Source organism: Arthrobacter bambusae, assembly GCF_022606295.1.
In the GTDB taxonomy this organism is placed as follows: Bacteria; Actinomycetota; Actinomycetes; order Actinomycetales; family Micrococcaceae; genus Arthrobacter; species Arthrobacter bambusae_A.
Genome location: NZ_JAHHZS010000002.1, coordinates 1 through 17962, shown reverse-complemented (window position 1 = coordinate 17962; position 17962 = coordinate 1). Strand labels below are relative to the sequence as shown.

The following is a 17962-nucleotide window of genomic DNA, read 5'->3' as shown; positions in this document are numbered from 1 at the left end:
GCTTGCCCGTGCGGTTGTTGCCGGTCTATACCTCTATCATTGAGCTTGCGGGAAACCTGGCATTTTGATCCCGTCGACTGATTGCTGAAAACCGGCACACTTGCGGACGCGCCTGCGTGCACCTTTGAAGGGAACACCTATGGCTCGGAGCCCCGAAGATTCGCTCAAGGCGACTCTGGGCAGGGTGGCCCCCGGAACACCGTTGCGCGACGGCCTGGAACGCATCCTCCGTGGGCGCACCGGCGCATTGATTGTGCTGGGAACGGACCGGACCATCGAGTCCATCTGCTCCGGCGGTTTCGAAATCGGCATCGATTTCTCCCCGACGCGGCTGCGTGAGCTCGCGAAGATGGACGGTGCCATCATCTGCGACAAGGACGCCGGAAACATCCTTCGTGCCGCAGTCCAGCTTGTGCCGGACTCCAGCATCGAGACGCAGGAATCCGGAACCCGTCACCGGACCGCCGAGCGTGTGGCCATCCAGACCGGAGTGCCGGTGATTTCGGTCAGCCAGTCCATGCAGATCATCGCCCTCTACGTCAACGGCCTCCGGCACGTCCTCGAGGGTTCCGAGAAGGTGCTGGCCCGCGCCAACCAGGCTCTCGCGACCCTTGAACGTTACAGCGCCCGCTTGGACCAGGTCACCAGTGCCCTGTCGGCCCTCGAAATCGAGGCCATGGTCACCGTCCGCGACGTTGCTGTAACCCTCCAACGCCAGGAAATGGTCCGGCGCATCGCCGAGGAAATCGCACAGTATGTCCTGGAGCTCGGTGAGGACGGCAGGTTGCTCTCACTGCAGTTGGAAGAGCTCACAACGGGCCGCGGCCCGGGCAGCGACGTGATCATCCGCGATTACGCCGGCACCAATGCCTCGCCGGAAGACATCGACGGCGCCGTGCAGGCTCTCTTGGATCTTGGCCCCACGGAGCTGATTGACCTCAGCAAGATTGCCGGGATCATCGGTTTCGCCGGGGGCATGGACGTGCTCGACGCCGGTGTGCAGCCGCGCGGCTACCGCCTCTTGTCCGGGTTGAAGTCGGTTCCGAAAGCCGTAGCCGACCGCTTGGTGGAGCATTTCGGCGGACTCCAGTACCTCATGGCCGCCACTATCGACGACCTCATGACGGTGGATGGCATCGGCGACCAGCGCGCCCGGACAGTCCGCGAAGGGCTCAGCCGCATGGCCGAAGCCAGCCTGCTGGACAGGTTCCTCTAGCCGAGCTGGAAGACGGTTTTCGTGCTCGCCTTGTTTCCCAGGATGGCCTTGAACGTGTAGGTTCCGGTGGCCGGTTTGGCCGAGATGACGCCGCAGCCCTCGGTCGTCCGGTTGCGTTGCCACGGGAAGTTGGCAGTCTCGCTCTTGCCCGGATCGATCTGCTTCACGAGGTCATCGCCCTTCGCCTGGCAGTCCTTCGAGGAGAAGATCCGGTCCTCGCCGCTCATCACCAGGAACTCCATCTGGGAGGTGCCGACGTTGACCTGGCACGGTGCTGCTCCGCCGTTGGTGATCTTCATGCTCAGTACGGGGTTCTGCCCGGCCGCATAGGCAGGCTGGTCCGTGGACGCCGTCACCGTCACAAGGTTGAGATCGCACACCGGGGTGGGCGTTGGCGTTGTAGTGGCCGCAATCGGATCCGCCGAGGGCGTCTGGCTCGCAGGGGTGGCTCCGACCGCCTGGGGGTTGGATGCGCCGGAGTCGGCCTTGCTTGCAAGGGTTGAGCTCATAGCCGCGACCCCCGCCACGAGCATCGCCAGGACCGTCAGGAGGGCACCGAAAACAACCAGCCTTCGACGCCGGTAAACGGCAGGGCTCGTCCGTCGCCTTTGGGGCCGGCCCCCATTTGCAGAACCGCTGTCGCTTGCCGTCCAGGCAGCGCTTTTCGCCGGAGGCGACGTGCGCGCCCTCGGCGGTTGCTTGCCCTTGTTGACCATGCTTCTAGGCTAGGCAACGCACTGCCCGGATGGCGCCGCACCACGCCGCCGGGGCCCGATCGGAGCCAGTGTGACCTACATCATCCCCGCGACTCCACTACAGTGGATGGCAGGAATCGGCCGCCATCAGGGCACGCCACGAACCGCAGCGAGGATCTCCATGTCACTGCCAGGCGCCTCTGAACTTGCCGGCATCCACCACCTCACGGACCTGCACCAGTCCATGGACCGCTGGTTCTCCGAGGTGGCCCGGGTGTTGCCGTGGAGATCGGCGGACTGCAGCCCGTGGGGGATCCTGGTCAGCGAAGTGATGCTGCAGCAGACTCCGGTGGTTCGCGTCCTGCCGGTGTGGGAAGACTGGATGGAACGCTGGCCGGAACCTGCGGATCTCGCCAAGCAGCCCTCGGGTGAGGCCGTGCGGCATTGGGGCAGGCTCGGTTATCCCCGCCGCGCGCTGAGGCTGCACGCGGCCGCCGTCGCAATCGTCGAGCAGCACGGCGGCAGGGTGCCGGACACGCACACGTCGTTGTTGAGCCTCCCCGGCGTCGGCGACTATACGGCCGCAGCCGTGGCCGCTTTTGCCTTCGGGCGCCGCGAAACCGTAGTGGACACGAATATCCGGCGCGTGCATGCCCGGCTCGTTTCGGGACTTGCGTTGCCGGCTCCATCGCTGACCGCCTCGGAGATGCGTCTCGCCGAATCGCTCATGCCCGACGACGTCGGGCTCTCCGTCCGCTGGAACGCCTCCGTCATGGAGCTCGGAGCGCTCGTGTGCACCGCCCGCTCCCCCAAGTGCATGGATTGCCCCGTCCGCGACTCGTGCGCGTGGCTCGCGGCCGGTGAACCGCCCCCGACGTACACGCCCAAGGGGCAGGCGTGGCACGGCACCGACCGGCAGCTGCGGGGTGCCGTCATGGCCGTATTGCGCGTGGCCGATTCGCCGGTAGCCCCTGAGCTGTTCGAACGCCCCGCGGCCGACCTCGGTTTCGACGGCGAAGGCGCGGCCGTGCCGCTGGCTGCCCTGCACCGCCTGAACTCGGCCCCGGAACAGCTGGAACGCGCCCTCGAGGGGCTCCTGCGCGACGGTCTGGCCGAGATGCACGACGGCGGGCTGCGGCTCCCGGCCTAGGCTTCCGTCTGCGCTGGTTCCGCTACGATCTGGCCGGTATGCGGGCTGGCTTGCGGGCTAAAAGATACGCCTGCCGGGTTTTCTCGTATCTGTCGTCCGGTTCGCGGAGCAGCTGCGCTTCCACAGCAAAGCCCGCCTGAAGGAGCAGTTCCGTGATGCGCTCAGGCGGCAAGCGGTAGGCCTCAAGGTCGATTTCGTGTCCATAGGCGAAGCCCAGGTGCCTCGGCTCGTCACCGGCCTGGAACGCGAGCAGCAGCAAGCCGCCATCCCGCAGGCTCCGGTGGAATTCCGCGAACACCCCCGGCAAACGGGCCGGTGGCGTGTGGATGATCGAGTACCAGGCGACGATCCCACCCAAGGCGCCGTCCGCGAGCTCCAGCGATTCGATCGACCCTTCATCGAACCGCAGGCCGGGGTGGTCCCGGCGAGCGACCGACACCATCTCGGGCGACAGGTCGATGCCGAAAGCCGCCAGGCCAAGTGAATGCAGGTGGGCCGTAATCCGTCCAGGTCCGCAACCGAGGTCGGCAACCGGCCCGTCTCCCGCGGACTCCACGAGCTTGGCAAAGGTACCCAGCATGGCCCGGTCAAAGGGTTTGCCGTCGAGCTCGTTGCGCAGGAGTTCTGCGTAATCGGCAGCTACCGTGTTGTAGGCGGCACGGGTGGCCTCCACGTCCGGGTGTTCAGTCATGCAAAGAACCCTAATGTTTGCGGTCGGCCTCGTCCTTGCGCCGGGCCGAAACCGGCGGAAAGCCGGCCGTGACCTTCCCGTGAGGTCGCGGAGCAGCAACGATCCGTGGGTGTCGGTAACGATGTGCCTGCCAGTTGCAAGCGTGCCGTTCCGGTCCGTGGCTGCGGGATTATCCTCAAAATATGCGCAGGTTGTGGGTCGCCATCGCTTTGGCTACGACGGCGGCGCTCTGCTCGGGATGCGAACCTCAAGTCACCGTTTGCCCGGCAATTGCGATGGCACCCGTGGTGTCCCTGACAATCACGGCTGAATACGCGCCAACGGTCCGGACCGTCCATTTGAAGGCATGCCAGGACGGGAAATGCCGCGAAGGCGATGTGGACCTGCGCCCGGGCAGCGTATCGGTACCGCAATCCTGCAGTCCTGAACCCGAAGGCTCATGCTCTGCCGTCACGTCACCGGATGGCACCCGCTACGGCTTCCTGAACATGGGAACACTGACGTCCTCGCCCATCGATGCCGAAGTGACTGGCACGGACACAACCGGCGGGACCTTGCCGGTCAGGACAATCAACTTCACGCCAAGAACCGCCAAACCCTGGGGCGAGCAGTGCCAGACCACCATCACGGCGAGCCTCCTGCTCGATGCCCACGGTCTGCGGCAGTCCTGAACCCCCATCCGGCGCCAATCCGGTGCGGCGTCAGACCCCGGAGCTGCGTTAGATCTCGCCGAACCCCTGTTCCACCAGCCGCCTGACGTAATCCACGGCTTTCGATGAATCCTTGCCCCAAGCTTCGATCCTGAGCTTGCCGCCCTTGCCCACGGCAAGGCTCATGAGTTCCATGATGGATGTTCCGTCGGCTCCATTGACCGTTGCCTCGACATCCATGCCGGCCAGTCCGCCCGCAATCTTCGCCGCGGGCCTGGCGTGCATTCCCATCGGGTTGATGAGTTCGAACTCGCCGCTCTCCTCCGGTTCGCCCCTTCCTTGGGGTTCAGCGGATCCCCCCATATCAATAGCGGGCTCCGGACCGAATCGAACCGCCTCCGCGGCGGCCTTCACCGCAGCCGCCGATGCGCCACCTTGGGTGGCCACCGCCGCGGCAACCAAGCCTTCCACCAGCGGAGCATCGGCAAGAAGGACTTTGTCCGCCTCGCTGCAGAAATCGGCCGCTGATTCCGCCGTCATGACCGCGGAACCGAGGTCCGTCAGAACCACCACGCCATCCCCGGCAGCCTCCGCAAGTCCTGCCTCGAATGCGGCGATGGCTTTCTCCAGGTCCGTTCCAATCCGGCCGTCGTCCGTGCCGCCAACGGCGTAGAACTTCACATCGGGGGCCATCTGCGCGGCTAATTCCACCGCACCTTCCGCGATCTTCCGGCTGTGCGAGACCACCACCAAGCCCACCGTCATTCAGCGGGCCCCTCGGGGAATCCCGCGGCGGTAGCGGCGGCGCGCAACAACAGCGCAGAAGACGCTGCCCCGGGATCGCGGTGCCCGGCACTGCGTTCACCGAGGTAGCTTGCGCGCCCCTTGCGCGCTACCAACGGATCAGTCGTGACGGCCCCGACCTCGGCAGCCTCGGCCGCTGCGGCCAGAACGGCCACGGCATCTCCACCCGCCACCAGGACCTCGTCCGCCGCTTCCACAGCCGGAGACCAGGCATCCACCATGGTTTTGTCACCCAGCTCGGCCTTGCCGCGGGCAACAATTCCGTCCCGAGCCGCGGTCAGGGCTCCGGCGAGCGCCGCCGCATCAAGATCCGCGTTCTCTCCCAGCGCCGTGCCTGCCCGAAGATACGCGGTCCCATACAGCGGTCCCGCGGCCCCGCCCACTTTGGACATCAGGGCCATCGCAGCCAGCTTCAGGGCCGCGCCGGGGGTTTCGGGTGGAGTCTGGGCGAGCTTCTCCATGACGGCCTGGAATCCCCGGTCCATGTTCTCGCCGTGGTCCGAGTCGCCTATCGCGCGGTCCAAGGCAATCAGTTCTTCCCGATGCTCGGCCATGAGCCGTGCAGAGAGCGTCAACCATTGGACCGCCCACTCGACCCCCAGGCCCACCGTCACATCCCCCAACGCAGTGCCGGAGTGTGGACGGGTGCGTCCCACAGGGCAGTGAGCTCGTCATCGAGCCGCAACACCGAGATGGAGCATCCCTGCATCTCAAGCGATGTGACATAGTTGCCCACCAATGAGCGTTCCACCTTGGCTCCTCTTTCGGCGAGGATCTGGGCCGCCCGGCGGTAGACAATGTAGAGCTCACTGAGCGGCGTACCACCCATGCCGTTGACGAAGAGCAGCACTTCCTCGCCGGACTTGATCCCGAGGTCCTCCAGGACAGGGTCCAAGAGGCGGCTGGTGATGGCGTCGGCGCCTTCCATGGCGATCCGGTGCCTGCCCGGTTCACCGTGGATGCCAATGCCGATTTCGATTTCGTCCTCAGCGAGCTCGAAGCTGGGTACCCCGGCATGCGGCACGGTGCAGCCCGACAATGCGACGCCCATAGTGCGCACGTTGCGGACCACGCCCTCCGCTACACCCGCGACAGCTTCCAGGGAATCCCCGCGCTCCGCGGCGGCGCCGGCAATCTTTTCGACCAGCACGGTGCCACCCACGCCGCGCCGACCTGCGGTGTACAGGGAGTCCTCGACAGCAACGTCGTCGTTGACGAGCACCGAACGGACGCTGATTCCTTCCGCTTGGGCCATCTCTGCCGCGGTCTCGAAATTCAGCACGTCACCGGTGTAGTTCTTCACGATGTGTATGACGCCGGCGCCGGAATCGACGGCCGCAGTGGCCGGAATAATCTGGTCCGGGGTGGGCGAGGTGAAGACGGCGCCCGGCACGGCGGCGTCGAGCATTCCATGCCCGACAAAGCCGGCATGGAGCGGCTCATGGCCGCTCCCTCCTCCCGATACAAGCGCCACCTTGCCGGCCACGGGCGCTCCTTTTCGAACGACGAAGATGGGGTCCATATGGACGTCCACGAGGTCGGCATGGGCCATGCCGAATCCCTCGACAGACTCGTCCACCACCGAGCGGGGATCGTTGATGAGCTTTTTCATGGCGCGCTCCTGGGGCGTTGCTGGTAGGTGATTTGACCCTACTACCAGCGCCCCGGGCACGGTAGGGGAATGGGCCTCACGTGGAAAGTCCGGAACGCGGAAACACAAAAGGGACAGCCCCCAATGGCTGTCCCTTCAGAAATACGTTCCGTATGCGCCTGTTCAGTGCGGCGGGCCGCCCGCCGTCAAACGGCCGACGCTGAAGTCTTGGGCTGTTGCGCCCTTGGCCATCGAATCCGGCCACAGATCCGTGCACGCGGACCGCATGCACCCTCCGGTTCCCTGCTTGCGCGACTCCAGCGCAGAGCCGGGACGCGGCATGTCGATCTGGAAACCTGAAAAGTCCGGAAACATAACGTGGTACTTCATTTCTCGCCTCCACAGTATGGTTGGCTCGCCGCAACCGAGCCTCGATTAGTTTATCCATCAAGTTGATATACGTAAAGACCGAGGCTTGGAATATTCAGCAACAGGGAGAAGAAACCCGGGCTAAAGGACCTTGATCATGCGGGTATTGCCCAGCGTATTGGGCTTCACCCGGGCCAGGTCGAGGAACTCCGCCACGCCTTCGTCATGTGATCGCAGCAATTCCGAGTAGACCTGGGGATCGACGGCGGTTTGGTCCGCCATGACTTCGAATCCGTGGCGCTTGAAGAAGTCCACTTCGAACGTCAGGCAGAAGACCCTGGCGACGCCCAACGCGCGGGCGTCCTCCAGGAGCTGCTGGACAAGGACGTGGCCCACGCCCTTGCCCCGCCAATTGTCATCCGCCGCCAGCGTGCGCACCTCGGCCAGGTCCTCCCACATGACGTGCAAGGCACCGCAGCCGATCACCTCGCCGTCGGACGATTCGGCAATCCGGAACTCCTGAAGGCTCTCGTAGTAGGCCACGGTCTCCTTGGCCATCAGGATTCGCTGCTCTGCCAACGGGGCTACAAGCCTCTTGATCGCGGCAACATCGCCGGTGCGGGCAGGGCGGATACTGAAGGCGGAAGTCACAGCCCCAATCTTACGAGGCGAAGCGCGCCTAAATACCCAGGTCCTCCGGAACCGGAACCTCCTGTCCCATGACCTGCCTGGCCAGGAAGTGCTCCACGACGCCGTACCAGACCTTGGCGTGCTGCGGCTGCAGGATCCAATGGTTCTCGTCGGGGAAGTACAGGAAGCGGTGCTGGGTCTCGCCGTTCTCGTCGGCGGGCAGCCCGGAACTGGAAAGAAGTTCGTACCAAAGCCTCAGGCCCTCGCCGATCGGCACCCGGTAGTCCTTGTCACCGTGGATAACCAGCATGGGTGTGGTGATTTTTGCGACGTGGAGATGGGGCGAATTGTCCATTGCCATCTCGGGGGTCATTTCCTTGAGCCAATACTGCGAGGCGTCCGTGGTGGGCCCGAACTGGTCCATGGCCCACAAACTGGCGTGCGTCACGATCGCCTTGAAACGGTCCGTGTGCCCGGCCACCCAGTTGGCCATGTAGCCACCGAATGACCCGCCCATGGCTGCTGTCCGGGACGCGTCAATGTCCGGCCGCTGGACCACTGCGTCGGTGATGGACATGAGGTCCGTGAACGGCGCCTTGCCCCATTGGCCCCAACCGCGCTGGATGAATTGCTGGCCGTAGCCGGTGGATAGTGCAGGGTCCGGCAGCAGCACGGCATACCCCTTCGACACGAGCAGCCACGGATTCCATCGCCAGGTCCAGGCATTCCACGAGCCCAACGGCCCGCCGTGGATCCACAACAACAAGGGCGCCGGATTTGCCTCCGACGCGCCTTCCGGGAGCGCAAGGTACGCCGGCACCCTCGAACCATCGGCCGCACTCGCCTCCACCCGCTCGAGCGAGCCTTTGATCCTGGGGCGCTCAGCCGGGGCGGGGAGCCGCTCCACGTCGCCCGAGGCGAGGTGGATCCGGACGGCTTCAGCCGGGAATTCATACGAGCTGCGCAGTGCATATGCGCTCAGTCCATCCGGGGAAACCACGACGTCGGTGTACGCCGCCGCGTCTTGTGTCACCCGGGTGACCGTACCGTCGGCGACGGCGATCCGGAAGACCGGCGTGGCGCCGTCGTCGTCGGCGGTGACGAGGAGCGAACTCCCGTCCGGAAGCCAGGCCCCGGGGTTGCCCCAGCGGTCCCAAGTGGGCGCGAGGGGCTCGAAGTCAAAGGTCCCGCCGGACCCGACGTTCAAGAGGTGGAGTTTGACCTGGGGTGCCCGCTCCGGGGTGCTGTCGCTTTCGCTGACTACGGAGAGCAATTTGTTGTCGGGGCTGACCGGGCCGGGGAAGTAGCTCATTCCCTCGTGGTCGAGGAGTACCTTGAGCGAGCCGGAAGCGACGTCGACGGCGGCGAGCACAAAGCGCGTGTCGGCCTTGGCGAGCGGCTTGGCCATGCTCGTATAGATGGTCTTGCCGTCCGGACTGACCACCGCGTGGGTGTTGCGGAGACTGGCGCCGACGTCGGGGGTAAGGTTGCGCAGCTTCAGGGGCTCGGTAGCGTCCACGGTGGCGGGCTTGCCGGATTCAGCCGCCTCTCCGCTTTCCACGGCAAACAGCCGGGGCTGGGCCGGGCCCAGGTCTGCGTCCCAGTAGCGGACCGGGTAGCCCGCGTGCAGGATGGCCGCCACTTTGTTGTCCTTGCGGCTCTTGCGCCGCTCCTCGTCATTTTCCTCATCCGTGGAACCGGCGAGGACCGAGGCCGTCACGAAGGTGGCATCCGCGGCCGACGCGGCCATGACACCTCCGACGCCTCCGGCGCGGGAGTGCACCACGCGGGCCTCGCCGCCGTCGGCAGGAAGGAGCCACAATGCGCTCACGGGATCTGCTTCGGGGCTGTCCGGATCGGGCCGGGCCGAGGTGAAGTAGAGGTCCCCGTTGGAGGCAAACACCGCGCCGGTCTCTCCCTTGGCGCTGCGTGTGATGCGACGGGCGCGCTTCTTTCCGGAAGGATCAAGCTCCCAGAGGGCAGTGACGTATTCAGTGCCCTTGGCATTGAGGGTGGAAACCGTAGTGACCAGGCGGCTTCCGTCGGCGCTGAGAGCCAGGCCACCGACCCGGGGGATGGCCAGGTAGTGGTCGAGATCGTGGAAAGGAGTTTCGGGTTGCGTGCTCGGGGTCTCTGAGGCATTCGAATCCATGCTCTGATTCAACACGAGATGTGCCGCAGATCACAGAAGGTTCACTAAGAGTGAAACACTTATTTCAGATATTGCGCACCCGGAACGCAAAACCCCGCCCACTCCTTGTGGGAGCGGGCGGGGCCTTTGAGCGGGGACTCGGCCGAACCGGAGCCTAGGCGCTCGGAGCGATTTCCGGAATGCGCGGCTTGGCGTTGCCGGCAAAGGTGAACTTGGCTTCGTCGCCTTCGCCGTCCACGTCGACCACCACGATGTCACCCGGGTGCAGTTCGCCGAAGAGGATCTTCTCGGAGAGCTGGTCCTCGATCTCGCGCTGGATGGTCCGGCGCAGCGGCCGCGCACCCATGGCGGGATCGTAACCCCGGGTCGCAAGGAGAACCTTGGCGGCCGTGGTGAGCTCGATGCCCATGTCCTTGTCCTTGAGGCGGCCCTCGAGACGCGTGACGAACAGGTCCACGATCTCGATGATCTCGTCCTGCGTGAGCTGCGGGAACACTACGACGTCGTCAACGCGGTTGAGGAACTCGGGACGGAAGTGCTGCTTGAGCTCCTCCGTGACCCGTGCCCGCATCCGGTTGTAACCGGTGGTGGTGTCCGTGCCGGACTGGAAGCCCGTCGCCACGCTCTTGGAGATGTCGCGGGTGCCCAGGTTGGTGGTCATGATGATCACCGTGTTCTTGAAGTCCACCACGCGGCCCTGGGAGTCGGTCAGGCGCCCGTCTTCCAGAATCTGCAGCAGCGAGTTGAAGAGATCGGCGTGGGCCTTCTCCACCTCGTCGAACAGGACCACGGAGAACGGACGACGGCGGACCTTCTCGGTCAGCTGCCCGCCCTCTTCGTAGCCGACATAGCCCGGAGGGGCACCGAAGAGACGCGAAACCGTGTGCTTCTCGGAGTACTCGGACATGTCCAGCGTGATGAGGGCATCCTCTTCACCGAACAAAAATTCCGCCAGCGCCTTGGCGAGCTCGGTCTTGCCGACGCCGGTGGGTCCAGCGAAGATGAACGAGCCACCCGGACGCTTGGGGTCCTTGAGGCCTGCACGCGTGCGGCGGATGGCCTGGGAGAGGGCACGGATGGCCTCGTCCTGGCCGACGACGCGCTTGTGCAGCTCGTCTTCCATTTTGAGGAGGCGGCTGGATTCTTCCTCGGTGAGCTTGAAGACCGGGATGCCGGTGGAGTTCGCGAGAACTTCGGCGATCAGCTCCTCGTCTACCTCGGAGATGTCGTCCATGCCGCCGGACTTCCAGTTGCGTTCCTTCTCGGCCCGCTCGGCAATGAGCTTCTGCTCCTTGTCGCGCAGCGACGCGGCGCCTTCGAAGTCCTGGGCGTCGATGGCCGACTCCTTCTCCATCTTCACCTCGGCGATGCGCTCATCCATGGCCTTGAGCTCCGGCGGAGCGGTCATCCGGCGGATGCGCAACCGGGCACCGGCTTCGTCGATCAGGTCGATCGCCTTGTCCGGCAGGAAGCGGTCCGAGATGTAGCGTTCAGCCAATGTTGCGGCAGAGGCAAGGGCGCCGTCGGTGATGGTCACCCGGTGGTGCGCCTCGTAACGGTCGCGCAGGCCCTTGAGGATCTCGATCGCATGCGCGACGGAAGGCTCCTTGACCTGGATCGGCTGGAAGCGGCGCTCCAACGCGGCGTCCTTCTCGATGTGCTTGCGGTACTCGTCCAAAGTGGTGGCACCAATGGTCTGGAGTTCACCACGGGCCAGCATCGGCTTGAGGATGGACGCGGCATCGATCGCACCCTCGGCAGCGCCGGCACCCACGAGCGTGTGGATTTCGTCGATGAAGAGGATGATGTCGCCACGGGTGCGGATTTCCTTGAGGACCTTCTTCAGGCGCTCTTCGAAATCACCACGGTAGCGGGAACCGGCCACCAGGGAACCGAGGTCAAGCGTGTAGAGCTGCTTGTCCTTGATGGTCTCCGGGACGTCCCCGCGGACGATCGCCTGGGCGAGGCCCTCGACGACGGCGGTCTTGCCGACGCCGGGCTCACCGATCAGCACCGGGTTGTTCTTGGTGCGGCGGGAGAGGACCTGCATGACGCGTTCCATCTCCAGCTCGCGGCCGATCACGGGATCGAGCTTGTTCTCCCGCGCGGCCTGGGTCAGGTTGCGGCCGAACTGGTCCAGCACCACCGAACCGGCCGGGGTGCCTTCCTGCTGGCCCGGGCCTGAGCCGGGACCGGCAGTTTCCTTGCCCTGGTAGCCGGAGAGCAGCTGGATGACCTGCTGGCGGACGCGGTTGAGGTCGGCGCCAAGCTTGACGAGGACCTGCGCGGCAACGCCTTCACCCTCACGGATGAGGCCAAGCAGGATGTGCTCGGTACCGATGTAGTTGTGGCCGAGCTGCAGGGCTTCCCGGAGCGAGAGCTCAAGCACCTTCTTGGCGCGCGGGGTGAAGGGGATGTGGCCGGACGGGGCTTGCTGGCCCTGGCCGATGATCTCCTGTACCTGCTCGCGGACGCCATCGAGCGAAATGCTCAGGGACTCAAGCGCCTTGGCGGCAACGCCTTCACCCTCGTGGATCAGACCCAAGAGGATGTGCTCGGTACCGATGTAGTTGTGGTTGAGCATGCGTGCCTCTTCTTGGGCAAGCACAACAACGCGACGGGCACGGTCCGTAAATCTCTCAAACATTTCGCCACACTCCTAGCTACGACGTACTTTGATGCTACGTGCCAATGCTGGAATTTTGGGGCGTGTTCGCCACAGGGGAAACATGGCCACACCGGGAATAAGTTCACCCGACTCGCCCGTGGACCCCAGGGTCACGGCGGAGACCAGATCCGGGGCTTCCACCATGGGGCGGACCTTCTGCCGCCACCCGCGCGAGCCGGCCGGCCGCCGTCGTTCTTCTCAGCAAACGTCGCGATTGCCCACCGGGCATTCCCAGCCTGCTCCAAGTCTTCCAGGGAATAGTGGCGCACCACACCGTTAACCGCCTAAACAGGGGGTTAAATGACAATACCCCGACCCTGGGGCCGGGGTATTGATACTTGGTGTCAGGAATTGGCCTTCTGGTACGCTTCCTGAATTTCGGCCTGAATACGGCCACGGCTGTTTACGGTATAACCGTTCTCGCGCGCCCATTGACGGATCTGTGCGGAGTCCTGGTTTCTCCCAGAGGCAACGCGGCTACGCGTTGCACGGCCGGTCGATGTCTTGCGCGCCTTCGCTACAAATGGCGCAAGAGCGTCGCGGAGCTTCCCAGCGTTGGCACTGGACAGGTCCATTTCGTAACTGACGCCATCAAGGCCAAAGCGGACAGTTTCATCCGCGGAGCCCTCATCCAGGTCGTCAACGAGGATAATTTTGACTTTCTGTGCCATGAAAAGACTCTCTTTTGGAGGGGCCGGATATGCAGAATAGCTAGACTACTAATTAACGATTATCGTCCAGCGGATGGCACCCCGTCAAAGGGACAGTCAAAGACATAGTCAAAGACGCCGGCAAGGCACTATTAAATCCCGGGGGCGGCCTGAGAAAGAGCTATTTGGCAGGCGTCGGGCCGTCGTCCGCCGGCTTGGCAATTCCGAATCCAGCTTCTTCCTGGGCGCGGGCTTCTGCTTGGCGCTCTGATTTGTCCGCGTTGAAGATAGCCTTCATGGCAAACCAAAAGAGAAGTCCGACGACGACGGACGGTGCAAGAACGGCAATGTATTCCATGGTCAGTGCCCTTCGGGCTTGAGGAGTGGGAACAAGATGGTTTCCCGGATGCCTGCTCCGGTGAACAGCATGACCAAACGGTCGATGCCCAAGCCGATGCCGCCCATGGGCGGAGCACCGTACTCAAGGGCGCGCAGGAAGTCTTCATCCAACTGCATGGCTTCGACATCGCCGGCGGCCGAACGACGCGACTGCTCCGTAAGGCGTTCGCGCTGGATGACCGGGTCGATCAGTTCGGAGAAGGCCGTGCCGCGTTCCATGCCCCCGATGATGAGGTCCCAGGCCTCGATCAGGCGGCCGTCCTCCCGATGCGGGCGGGCAAGCGGCTGCGCGGAGGGCGGGTAGTTATAGACAAAGGTCGGGTTGAGCAGCGTGGGCTCGACGATCTCGCCGAACAATTCGACCACAAGCTTTTCGGCGTCCCACTTGGGATCCACCTTGACCCCGTGCTTCGCGGCAATCGCCTGCAGTTCCGCCACCGTGGTGTCCGGAGTGATCTTCTCGCCGATCGCCTCGGAGAGTCCCGGGTAGACAGCGACCCAAGCCCATTCGCCGTCGAGGTCGATCTCTCCGGCGTCAGTCTGGATGGTGCGCGTGCCCACGACGTCTGCGACGTTCAGGATGATTTCCTTCATGCGCTCGGCCATGACGAACTGGTCCGCCCACGCCTCGTAGCATTCCAAGGTGGTGAATTCGGGGCTGTGCGTGGAGTCGACGCCTTCGTTGCGGAAGACGCGGCCCATGTCGTACACGCGGTCGATTCCGCCCACCACGGCGCGCTTGAGGAAGAGCTCGGTGGCGATACGCAGCGTCATCTTCTGGTCGAAGGCATTCATATGCGTCTCGAACGGGCGGGCCGTGGCACCACCGTGGACGAGCTGCAGGATGGGGGTCTCCACCTCAACATAGCCGCGGCGGTCCAGGGTGTCGCGAACCGAGCGGGTGATCGCGGCGCGGGTGTAGACCATTTCGCGGGCCTCGTCGCGGACCATCAGGTCCACGTAGCGTTGCCTGACGCGGGTTTCCTCGTTCAGTTCGGCGTGCAAGACCGGCAGCGGGCGCAGGGCCTTGGAGGCCATGGACCAGGAATCGGCCATGACGGAGAGCTCGCCACGCCTGGAGGAAATGACTTCGCCCTTGATGAAGACGTGGTCTCCGAGGTCTACCAGCGCCTTCCAGTCCGCGAGGGTTTCCTCGCCGACGTTCGCCAGGCTGAGCATCGCCTGCAGGCGCACGCCCTTTCCGTCCACACCGCCCTCCTGGAGGGTGGCGAAGCAGAGCTTGCCGGTGTTGCGCACGAACACCACGCGGCCGGTGATGCCCACGATGTCGCCGGTGGTCTCGTCAGCCTGCAGATGGGCGTACTTCTCGCGGATCTCGGCGAGGGAATGCGTCCGCTCAACACCCACCGGATAGGCCTCCGTGCCGCGCTCGATCAGCTTGCTGCGCTTTTCCATGCGGATGCGCATCTGTTCGCTGGCGTCTGCGGGCTCGGCGGCGTTGTGCGGGGATGGGGTGTTTGCGGAAGTCACAATCCACAAGTTTACCGGGGATTCCTTAGAGTTCCCTATCTTCCCCTCCCGCCCCCGCGGCAACATAGACTCGGGCTGTGGAGACATGGACAGTTGAAACCGACGACGACGGCGGCCACCTTGAGGTGCACTCCTTCCGGCCGGCGGCCGAGGGGTCGATTCCCGGCGCCTCGAGCGATACGGAGGCGCCCGGCGTCGTGCTTGTTCACGGCACCTTGGTGACCGATTCCCTCTACTGGCCATTCGCCCGGAACCTGAGCGTCCTGCTTGGCCGGCCGGTGCATTCCTACAACCGGCGCGGCCGTGGCCGTTCGGCACCGCAGCCCCCTGACTACTCCGCTGCGACGGAGACCAGCGACCTGATTTCCGTGATGGAAGCCAGCGGATCCACGGATGTTGTCGGGCATAGCTATGGCGGATTCGTCGCGCTCCAGGCAGCCCTGCGGGCGCCCATTTCCCGTCTCGTCACTTACGACGCCGCGGTTTCCCTCTCCGGGAACTTGAACGAGCGCTGGCGGCCGCAACTGGAAGCAGCCGTCACTGCCGGCCAACTCGACCATGGGTGGGCGCATTTGGTCCAGGGGCTGGGTACGGCCGGCCCGATTTCGTATTTGCCGCTCGGGGCGCTGCGGATGATCAGCATCCTCTCCGCCAAGACGAGGCTGGGATCCGAGATGAGGGACCTGCTGCCGACGGCGGTGCTGGAGATGCGGGCGATCATCGACACCGACTCCCATATCCAAGATTATGCGGAGCTGAAAACGCCAACCCTGATGCTCAGTGGTGGGTGGAGCCCGGCATACTTTGCCGAAATCGCCCGGCAGCTCGCAGCTGCCGTTCCGCTAGTGGACTTCGCGGTGGTCCCCTTGCAGTTCCACGAGGGGCCCCTCCGGCCGGGGAAGCAGCTCGCGGTGAGAATTGCCCGCTACCTGGCACAAGGAACGGCGAAGGCTCCTTCACCCTAGGATGAAGCGGTGAGAGAACGTGAGGTCCCTACGCCCGACGGCGGCAAGCTCGCCTTGTACAGCTACGGCGCGGTGGATGCGCCCGGGGAGCGGCGCGTGCTGCTCGTTGGCGGCGCTTTCCTGACCGCGCTCATCTACCGGCCCTTTTCCATGGCGCTGGCCAAGGGACTCGGCGAAGGCTGGGCAGTCGACGTCTACGATCGCAGGGGTCGCGGCAGTTCGACAGAGCTACCGGCGAATTACTCCATGGCCACGGAGATTGCCGACGTCCGCAGCATCATGGACGCCACGGGCGCCAGGAACCTCCTTGGCCACAGCCTCGGCGGCTCGGTGGCACTGAACGCTGTCCAGGAGTTTGCTGGAACAAGCTACGAGCCGGACAAGCTGGCCGTGTACGACGCCGCCGTGAACATCGACGGAAGCATGGACACAGGCTGGCTGGATGGTTTTGCCCGATCCGTCGATAGCGGGAAGGTGGGCCATGCCCTGGCCCGGATGAAGCGGGGCATGCAGCCAGGCACCGCCATGGCGCGGATCCCCGAGCCCATTCTGGCGGGACTCATGGCGCTCGTTTCCCACACGAAGGTCAACAAGGTCCTCAAGGAACTCATGCCAACCGGCGTCGCCGAACTTAAAGCGGCCTACGACGAAGCCGCGCTCCCCCGGGATTTCTCGGTGCTCCCTCGAAACACCCGGTTCATGGTGGGCAGCAAAAGCCCCGAATATTACAAGGTCACCGCCGAACGGCTGTACGCCGCCGTCGCCGGAAGCACGCTGGTGGTGTCGCCAAAAGGCTTCCACGGGTCCATCCCCGCCGCGGTCAAGGAACTCGTGACGGATATTTCCAGCTACTTCAAGGACTGACGGAATCCTGCGGCTCCGTTAGGCTCGAAGCATGACGCGCGAGAACATCACAACGGCCGACGGCGGAACCCTCGAGCTCTTCACGACGGGCGGTGAGCTTGCCGCTGCCGGCTCAGGCGTCGTCGTCGTGCCCGCCTCCATGGTGACCGCCGCAGACTACTCCAAGTTTGCCCAGAAACTCAGTGCAGCCCTTGGCCGCCCGGTCCACACCTTCAACCGCCGCGGACGCGGTGAGTCATCGCCGCAGCCCGAGGACTACACCCTCGACGTCGACATCCGTGATCTGTCCGAGGTCATGAAGCACACGGCCAGCACCGACGTCTTCGGGCACAGCTTCGGAGGCGCAGTGGCCCTGCACGCGGCACGCACGCTTCCGGTGGAACGCCTGGCGGTCTACGACCCCGCCGTGTCCGTCAACCACAGCGTGAAGGCCGAGTGGACGGGCGAATACGAACGCGCGACGGCGGCCGGAGACTTCGACCGCGGGCTCGCCGTGCTCGTGAAGGGGGTCGAAACGGAGGGCGCCTTCGCGCGGATGCCGCTGTCCATGCTGACCCTCGTCACCAAGCTGGCCTCGGGCACTCCCATGGGCAAGCAGATGCGCGAGCTCATGCAGGCCGGCGTGCGCGAGATCAAGGCAGTCATCGCCGCGGACATGCCCGCTGAGCCGTTCCTCGAGCTACCGCTTGAGACGCTCATTGTGGTCGGTGAAAAGAGTCCTGCCTACTTCGGGGTGGCGTGCGGCCAAATCCACGACGTCCTCTCCGGATCGAGCTACACCATCCTGCCCGGCCACGGCCACGACGGAGTGATCCGCGCGCCCGACAAGCTCATCTCCGAGCTCTCCGAATTCTTCGCCGGCTAAGACCCCCGCTCACCTATGGCGCGTTCTGGCCGGACGCCGGCTCACCTATGGCGCGTTCTGACGGGACGCGCGCTCACGTCAGGTGGGGCGGGGGTCGGGGTCAATGCCCGTG

Annotated in this window: 18 protein-coding genes; 6 read left to right on the top strand and 12 right to left on the bottom strand. The window is 64.7% G+C overall.

The window, feature by feature from the left end; genetic code table 11:
• The first annotated feature begins 139 nt into the window (after positions 1-139).
• On the top strand, positions 140-1216 hold the full coding sequence (disA, locus tag KNN17_RS01415; protein WP_078106957.1) for a DNA integrity scanning diadenylate cyclase DisA: 1077 nt from the start codon (positions 140-142) through the stop codon (positions 1214-1216).
• Here disA and KNN17_RS01410 read toward each other — a convergent pair.
• Positions 1213-1932 (bottom strand): hypothetical protein, encoded by a 720-nt coding sequence (locus tag KNN17_RS01410; protein WP_241707168.1) that lies wholly within the window; start codon positions 1930-1932, stop codon positions 1213-1215. The two genes, disA and KNN17_RS01410, sit on opposite strands and share 4 nt — an antisense overlap.
• 160 nt (positions 1933-2092) lie before the next feature.
• Here KNN17_RS01410 and KNN17_RS01405 point away from each other — a divergent pair, with 160 nt between their 5' ends.
• On the top strand, positions 2093-3061 hold the full coding sequence (locus KNN17_RS01405) for an A/G-specific adenine glycosylase (protein ID WP_241707167.1): 969 nt from the start codon (positions 2093-2095) through the stop codon (positions 3059-3061).
• Positions 3062-3083: 22 nt separating this feature from the next.
• On the opposite strand, the gene KNN17_RS01400 is transcribed toward KNN17_RS01405, so the two are convergent.
• Positions 3084-3752, bottom strand: a complete 669-nt coding sequence (locus tag KNN17_RS01400) for a class I SAM-dependent DNA methyltransferase (RefSeq protein ID WP_241707166.1) — start codon at positions 3750-3752, stop codon at positions 3084-3086.
• A gap of 182 nt (positions 3753-3934) precedes the next feature.
• Here KNN17_RS01400 and KNN17_RS01395 point away from each other — a divergent pair, with 182 nt between their 5' ends.
• Positions 3935-4423 (top strand): hypothetical protein, encoded by a 489-nt coding sequence (locus tag KNN17_RS01395; protein ID WP_241707165.1) that lies wholly within the window; start codon positions 3935-3937, stop codon positions 4421-4423.
• A 48-nt stretch (positions 4424-4471) separates the two neighbouring features.
• On the opposite strand, the gene dhaM is transcribed toward KNN17_RS01395, so the two are convergent.
• The 10 genes from dhaM to lysS all read right to left on the bottom strand — a co-directional run bounded on the left by dhaM (position 4472) and on the right by lysS (position 15156).
• Entirely contained in the window at positions 4472-5167 is a 696-nt protein-coding gene (gene dhaM / locus KNN17_RS01390) for a dihydroxyacetone kinase phosphoryl donor subunit DhaM (RefSeq protein ID WP_078106962.1), read from the bottom strand.
• Positions 5164-5814, bottom strand: a complete 651-nt coding sequence (dhaL, locus tag KNN17_RS01385) for a dihydroxyacetone kinase subunit DhaL (RefSeq protein WP_241707164.1) — start codon at positions 5812-5814, stop codon at positions 5164-5166. Before dhaL ends, dhaM begins: the two co-directional genes overlap by 4 nt.
• A gap of 2 nt (positions 5815-5816) precedes the next feature.
• On the bottom strand, positions 5817-6818 hold the full coding sequence (gene dhaK / locus KNN17_RS01380) for a dihydroxyacetone kinase subunit DhaK (protein ID WP_078106964.1): 1002 nt from the start codon (positions 6816-6818) through the stop codon (positions 5817-5819).
• Between the two features lie 162 nt (positions 6819-6980).
• Positions 6981-7187: a hypothetical protein gene (locus tag KNN17_RS01375; RefSeq protein ID WP_241707163.1), complete on the bottom strand. Its 207-nt coding sequence runs from the start codon at positions 7185-7187 to the stop codon at positions 6981-6983.
• A 120-nt stretch (positions 7188-7307) separates the two neighbouring features.
• A complete protein-coding gene (locus tag KNN17_RS01370; RefSeq protein ID WP_241707162.1) occupies positions 7308-7817 on the bottom strand; it encodes an amino-acid N-acetyltransferase in 510 nt (169 codons plus the stop codon).
• Between the two features lie 28 nt (positions 7818-7845).
• Positions 7846-9948: a S9 family peptidase gene (locus tag KNN17_RS01365; protein WP_241707161.1), complete on the bottom strand. Its 2103-nt coding sequence runs from the start codon at positions 9946-9948 to the stop codon at positions 7846-7848.
• A gap of 154 nt (positions 9949-10102) precedes the next feature.
• The gene (locus KNN17_RS01360; protein ID WP_078106967.1) at positions 10103-12595 is read right to left on the bottom strand and encodes an ATP-dependent Clp protease ATP-binding subunit; all 2493 of its coding nucleotides are present in this window, start codon (positions 12593-12595) and stop codon (positions 10103-10105) included.
• A gap of 365 nt (positions 12596-12960) precedes the next feature.
• Positions 12961-13287, bottom strand: coding sequence for a histone-like nucleoid-structuring protein Lsr2 (locus tag KNN17_RS01355; protein ID WP_078106968.1), 327 nt, complete (start codon positions 13285-13287; stop codon positions 12961-12963).
• A gap of 160 nt (positions 13288-13447) precedes the next feature.
• Entirely contained in the window at positions 13448-13624 is a 177-nt protein-coding gene (locus KNN17_RS01350) for a hypothetical protein (RefSeq protein ID WP_241707160.1), read from the bottom strand.
• Between the two features lie 2 nt (positions 13625-13626).
• Positions 13627-15156 (bottom strand): lysine--tRNA ligase, encoded by a 1530-nt coding sequence (gene lysS, locus KNN17_RS01345; protein ID WP_241707159.1) that lies wholly within the window; start codon positions 15154-15156, stop codon positions 13627-13629.
• A 77-nt stretch (positions 15157-15233) separates the two neighbouring features.
• Here lysS and KNN17_RS01340 point away from each other — a divergent pair, with 77 nt between their 5' ends.
• From KNN17_RS01340 to KNN17_RS01330, 3 genes are read left to right on the top strand one after another with little or no spacing between them, the layout of a single operon-like run.
• Complete coding sequence (locus KNN17_RS01340; protein WP_241707158.1) at positions 15234-16121, top strand: alpha/beta fold hydrolase; 888 nt, start codon at positions 15234-15236, stop codon at positions 16119-16121.
• Positions 16122-16130: 9 nt separating this feature from the next.
• Positions 16131-16985, top strand: a complete 855-nt coding sequence (locus tag KNN17_RS01335; RefSeq protein WP_241707157.1) for an alpha/beta fold hydrolase — start codon at positions 16131-16133, stop codon at positions 16983-16985.
• A gap of 31 nt (positions 16986-17016) precedes the next feature.
• On the top strand, positions 17017-17850 hold the full coding sequence (locus KNN17_RS01330) for an alpha/beta fold hydrolase (protein ID WP_241707156.1): 834 nt from the start codon (positions 17017-17019) through the stop codon (positions 17848-17850).
• Positions 17851-17962: the final 112 nt, after the last annotated feature.

What these genes read in the sequence shown, in the direction of transcription:
- disA (WP_078106957.1), top strand. Translation starts at nt 140, where the DNA reads ATGGCTCGGAGCCCCGAAGATTCGCTCAAGGCGACTCTGGGCAGGGTG.
- KNN17_RS01410 (WP_241707168.1), bottom strand. Translation starts at nt 1,932, where the DNA reads ATGGTCAACAAGGGCAAGCAACCGCCGAGGGCGCGCACGTCGCCTCCG.
- KNN17_RS01405 (WP_241707167.1), top strand. Translation starts at nt 2,093, where the DNA reads ATGTCACTGCCAGGCGCCTCTGAACTTGCCGGCATCCACCACCTCACG.
- KNN17_RS01400 (WP_241707166.1), bottom strand. Translation starts at nt 3,752, where the DNA reads ATGACTGAACACCCGGACGTGGAGGCCACCCGTGCCGCCTACAACACG.
- KNN17_RS01395 (WP_241707165.1), top strand. Translation starts at nt 3,935, where the DNA reads ATGCGCAGGTTGTGGGTCGCCATCGCTTTGGCTACGACGGCGGCGCTC.
- dhaM (WP_078106962.1), bottom strand. Translation starts at nt 5,167, where the DNA reads ATGACGGTGGGCTTGGTGGTGGTCTCGCACAGCCGGAAGATCGCGGAA.
- dhaK (WP_078106964.1), bottom strand. Translation starts at nt 6,818, where the DNA reads ATGAAAAAGCTCATCAACGATCCCCGCTCGGTGGTGGACGAGTCTGTC.
- KNN17_RS01375 (WP_241707163.1), bottom strand. Translation starts at nt 7,187, where the DNA reads ATGAAGTACCACGTTATGTTTCCGGACTTTTCAGGTTTCCAGATCGAC.
- KNN17_RS01365 (WP_241707161.1), bottom strand. Translation starts at nt 9,948, where the DNA reads ATGGATTCGAATGCCTCAGAGACCCCGAGCACGCAACCCGAAACTCCT.
- KNN17_RS01360 (WP_078106967.1), bottom strand. Translation starts at nt 12,595, where the DNA reads ATGTTTGAGAGATTTACGGACCGTGCCCGTCGCGTTGTTGTGCTTGCC.
- KNN17_RS01355 (WP_078106968.1), bottom strand. Translation starts at nt 13,287, where the DNA reads ATGGCACAGAAAGTCAAAATTATCCTCGTTGACGACCTGGATGAGGGC.
- KNN17_RS01350 (WP_241707160.1), bottom strand. Translation starts at nt 13,624, where the DNA reads ATGGAATACATTGCCGTTCTTGCACCGTCCGTCGTCGTCGGACTTCTC.
- KNN17_RS01330 (WP_241707156.1), top strand. Translation starts at nt 17,017, where the DNA reads ATGACGCGCGAGAACATCACAACGGCCGACGGCGGAACCCTCGAGCTC.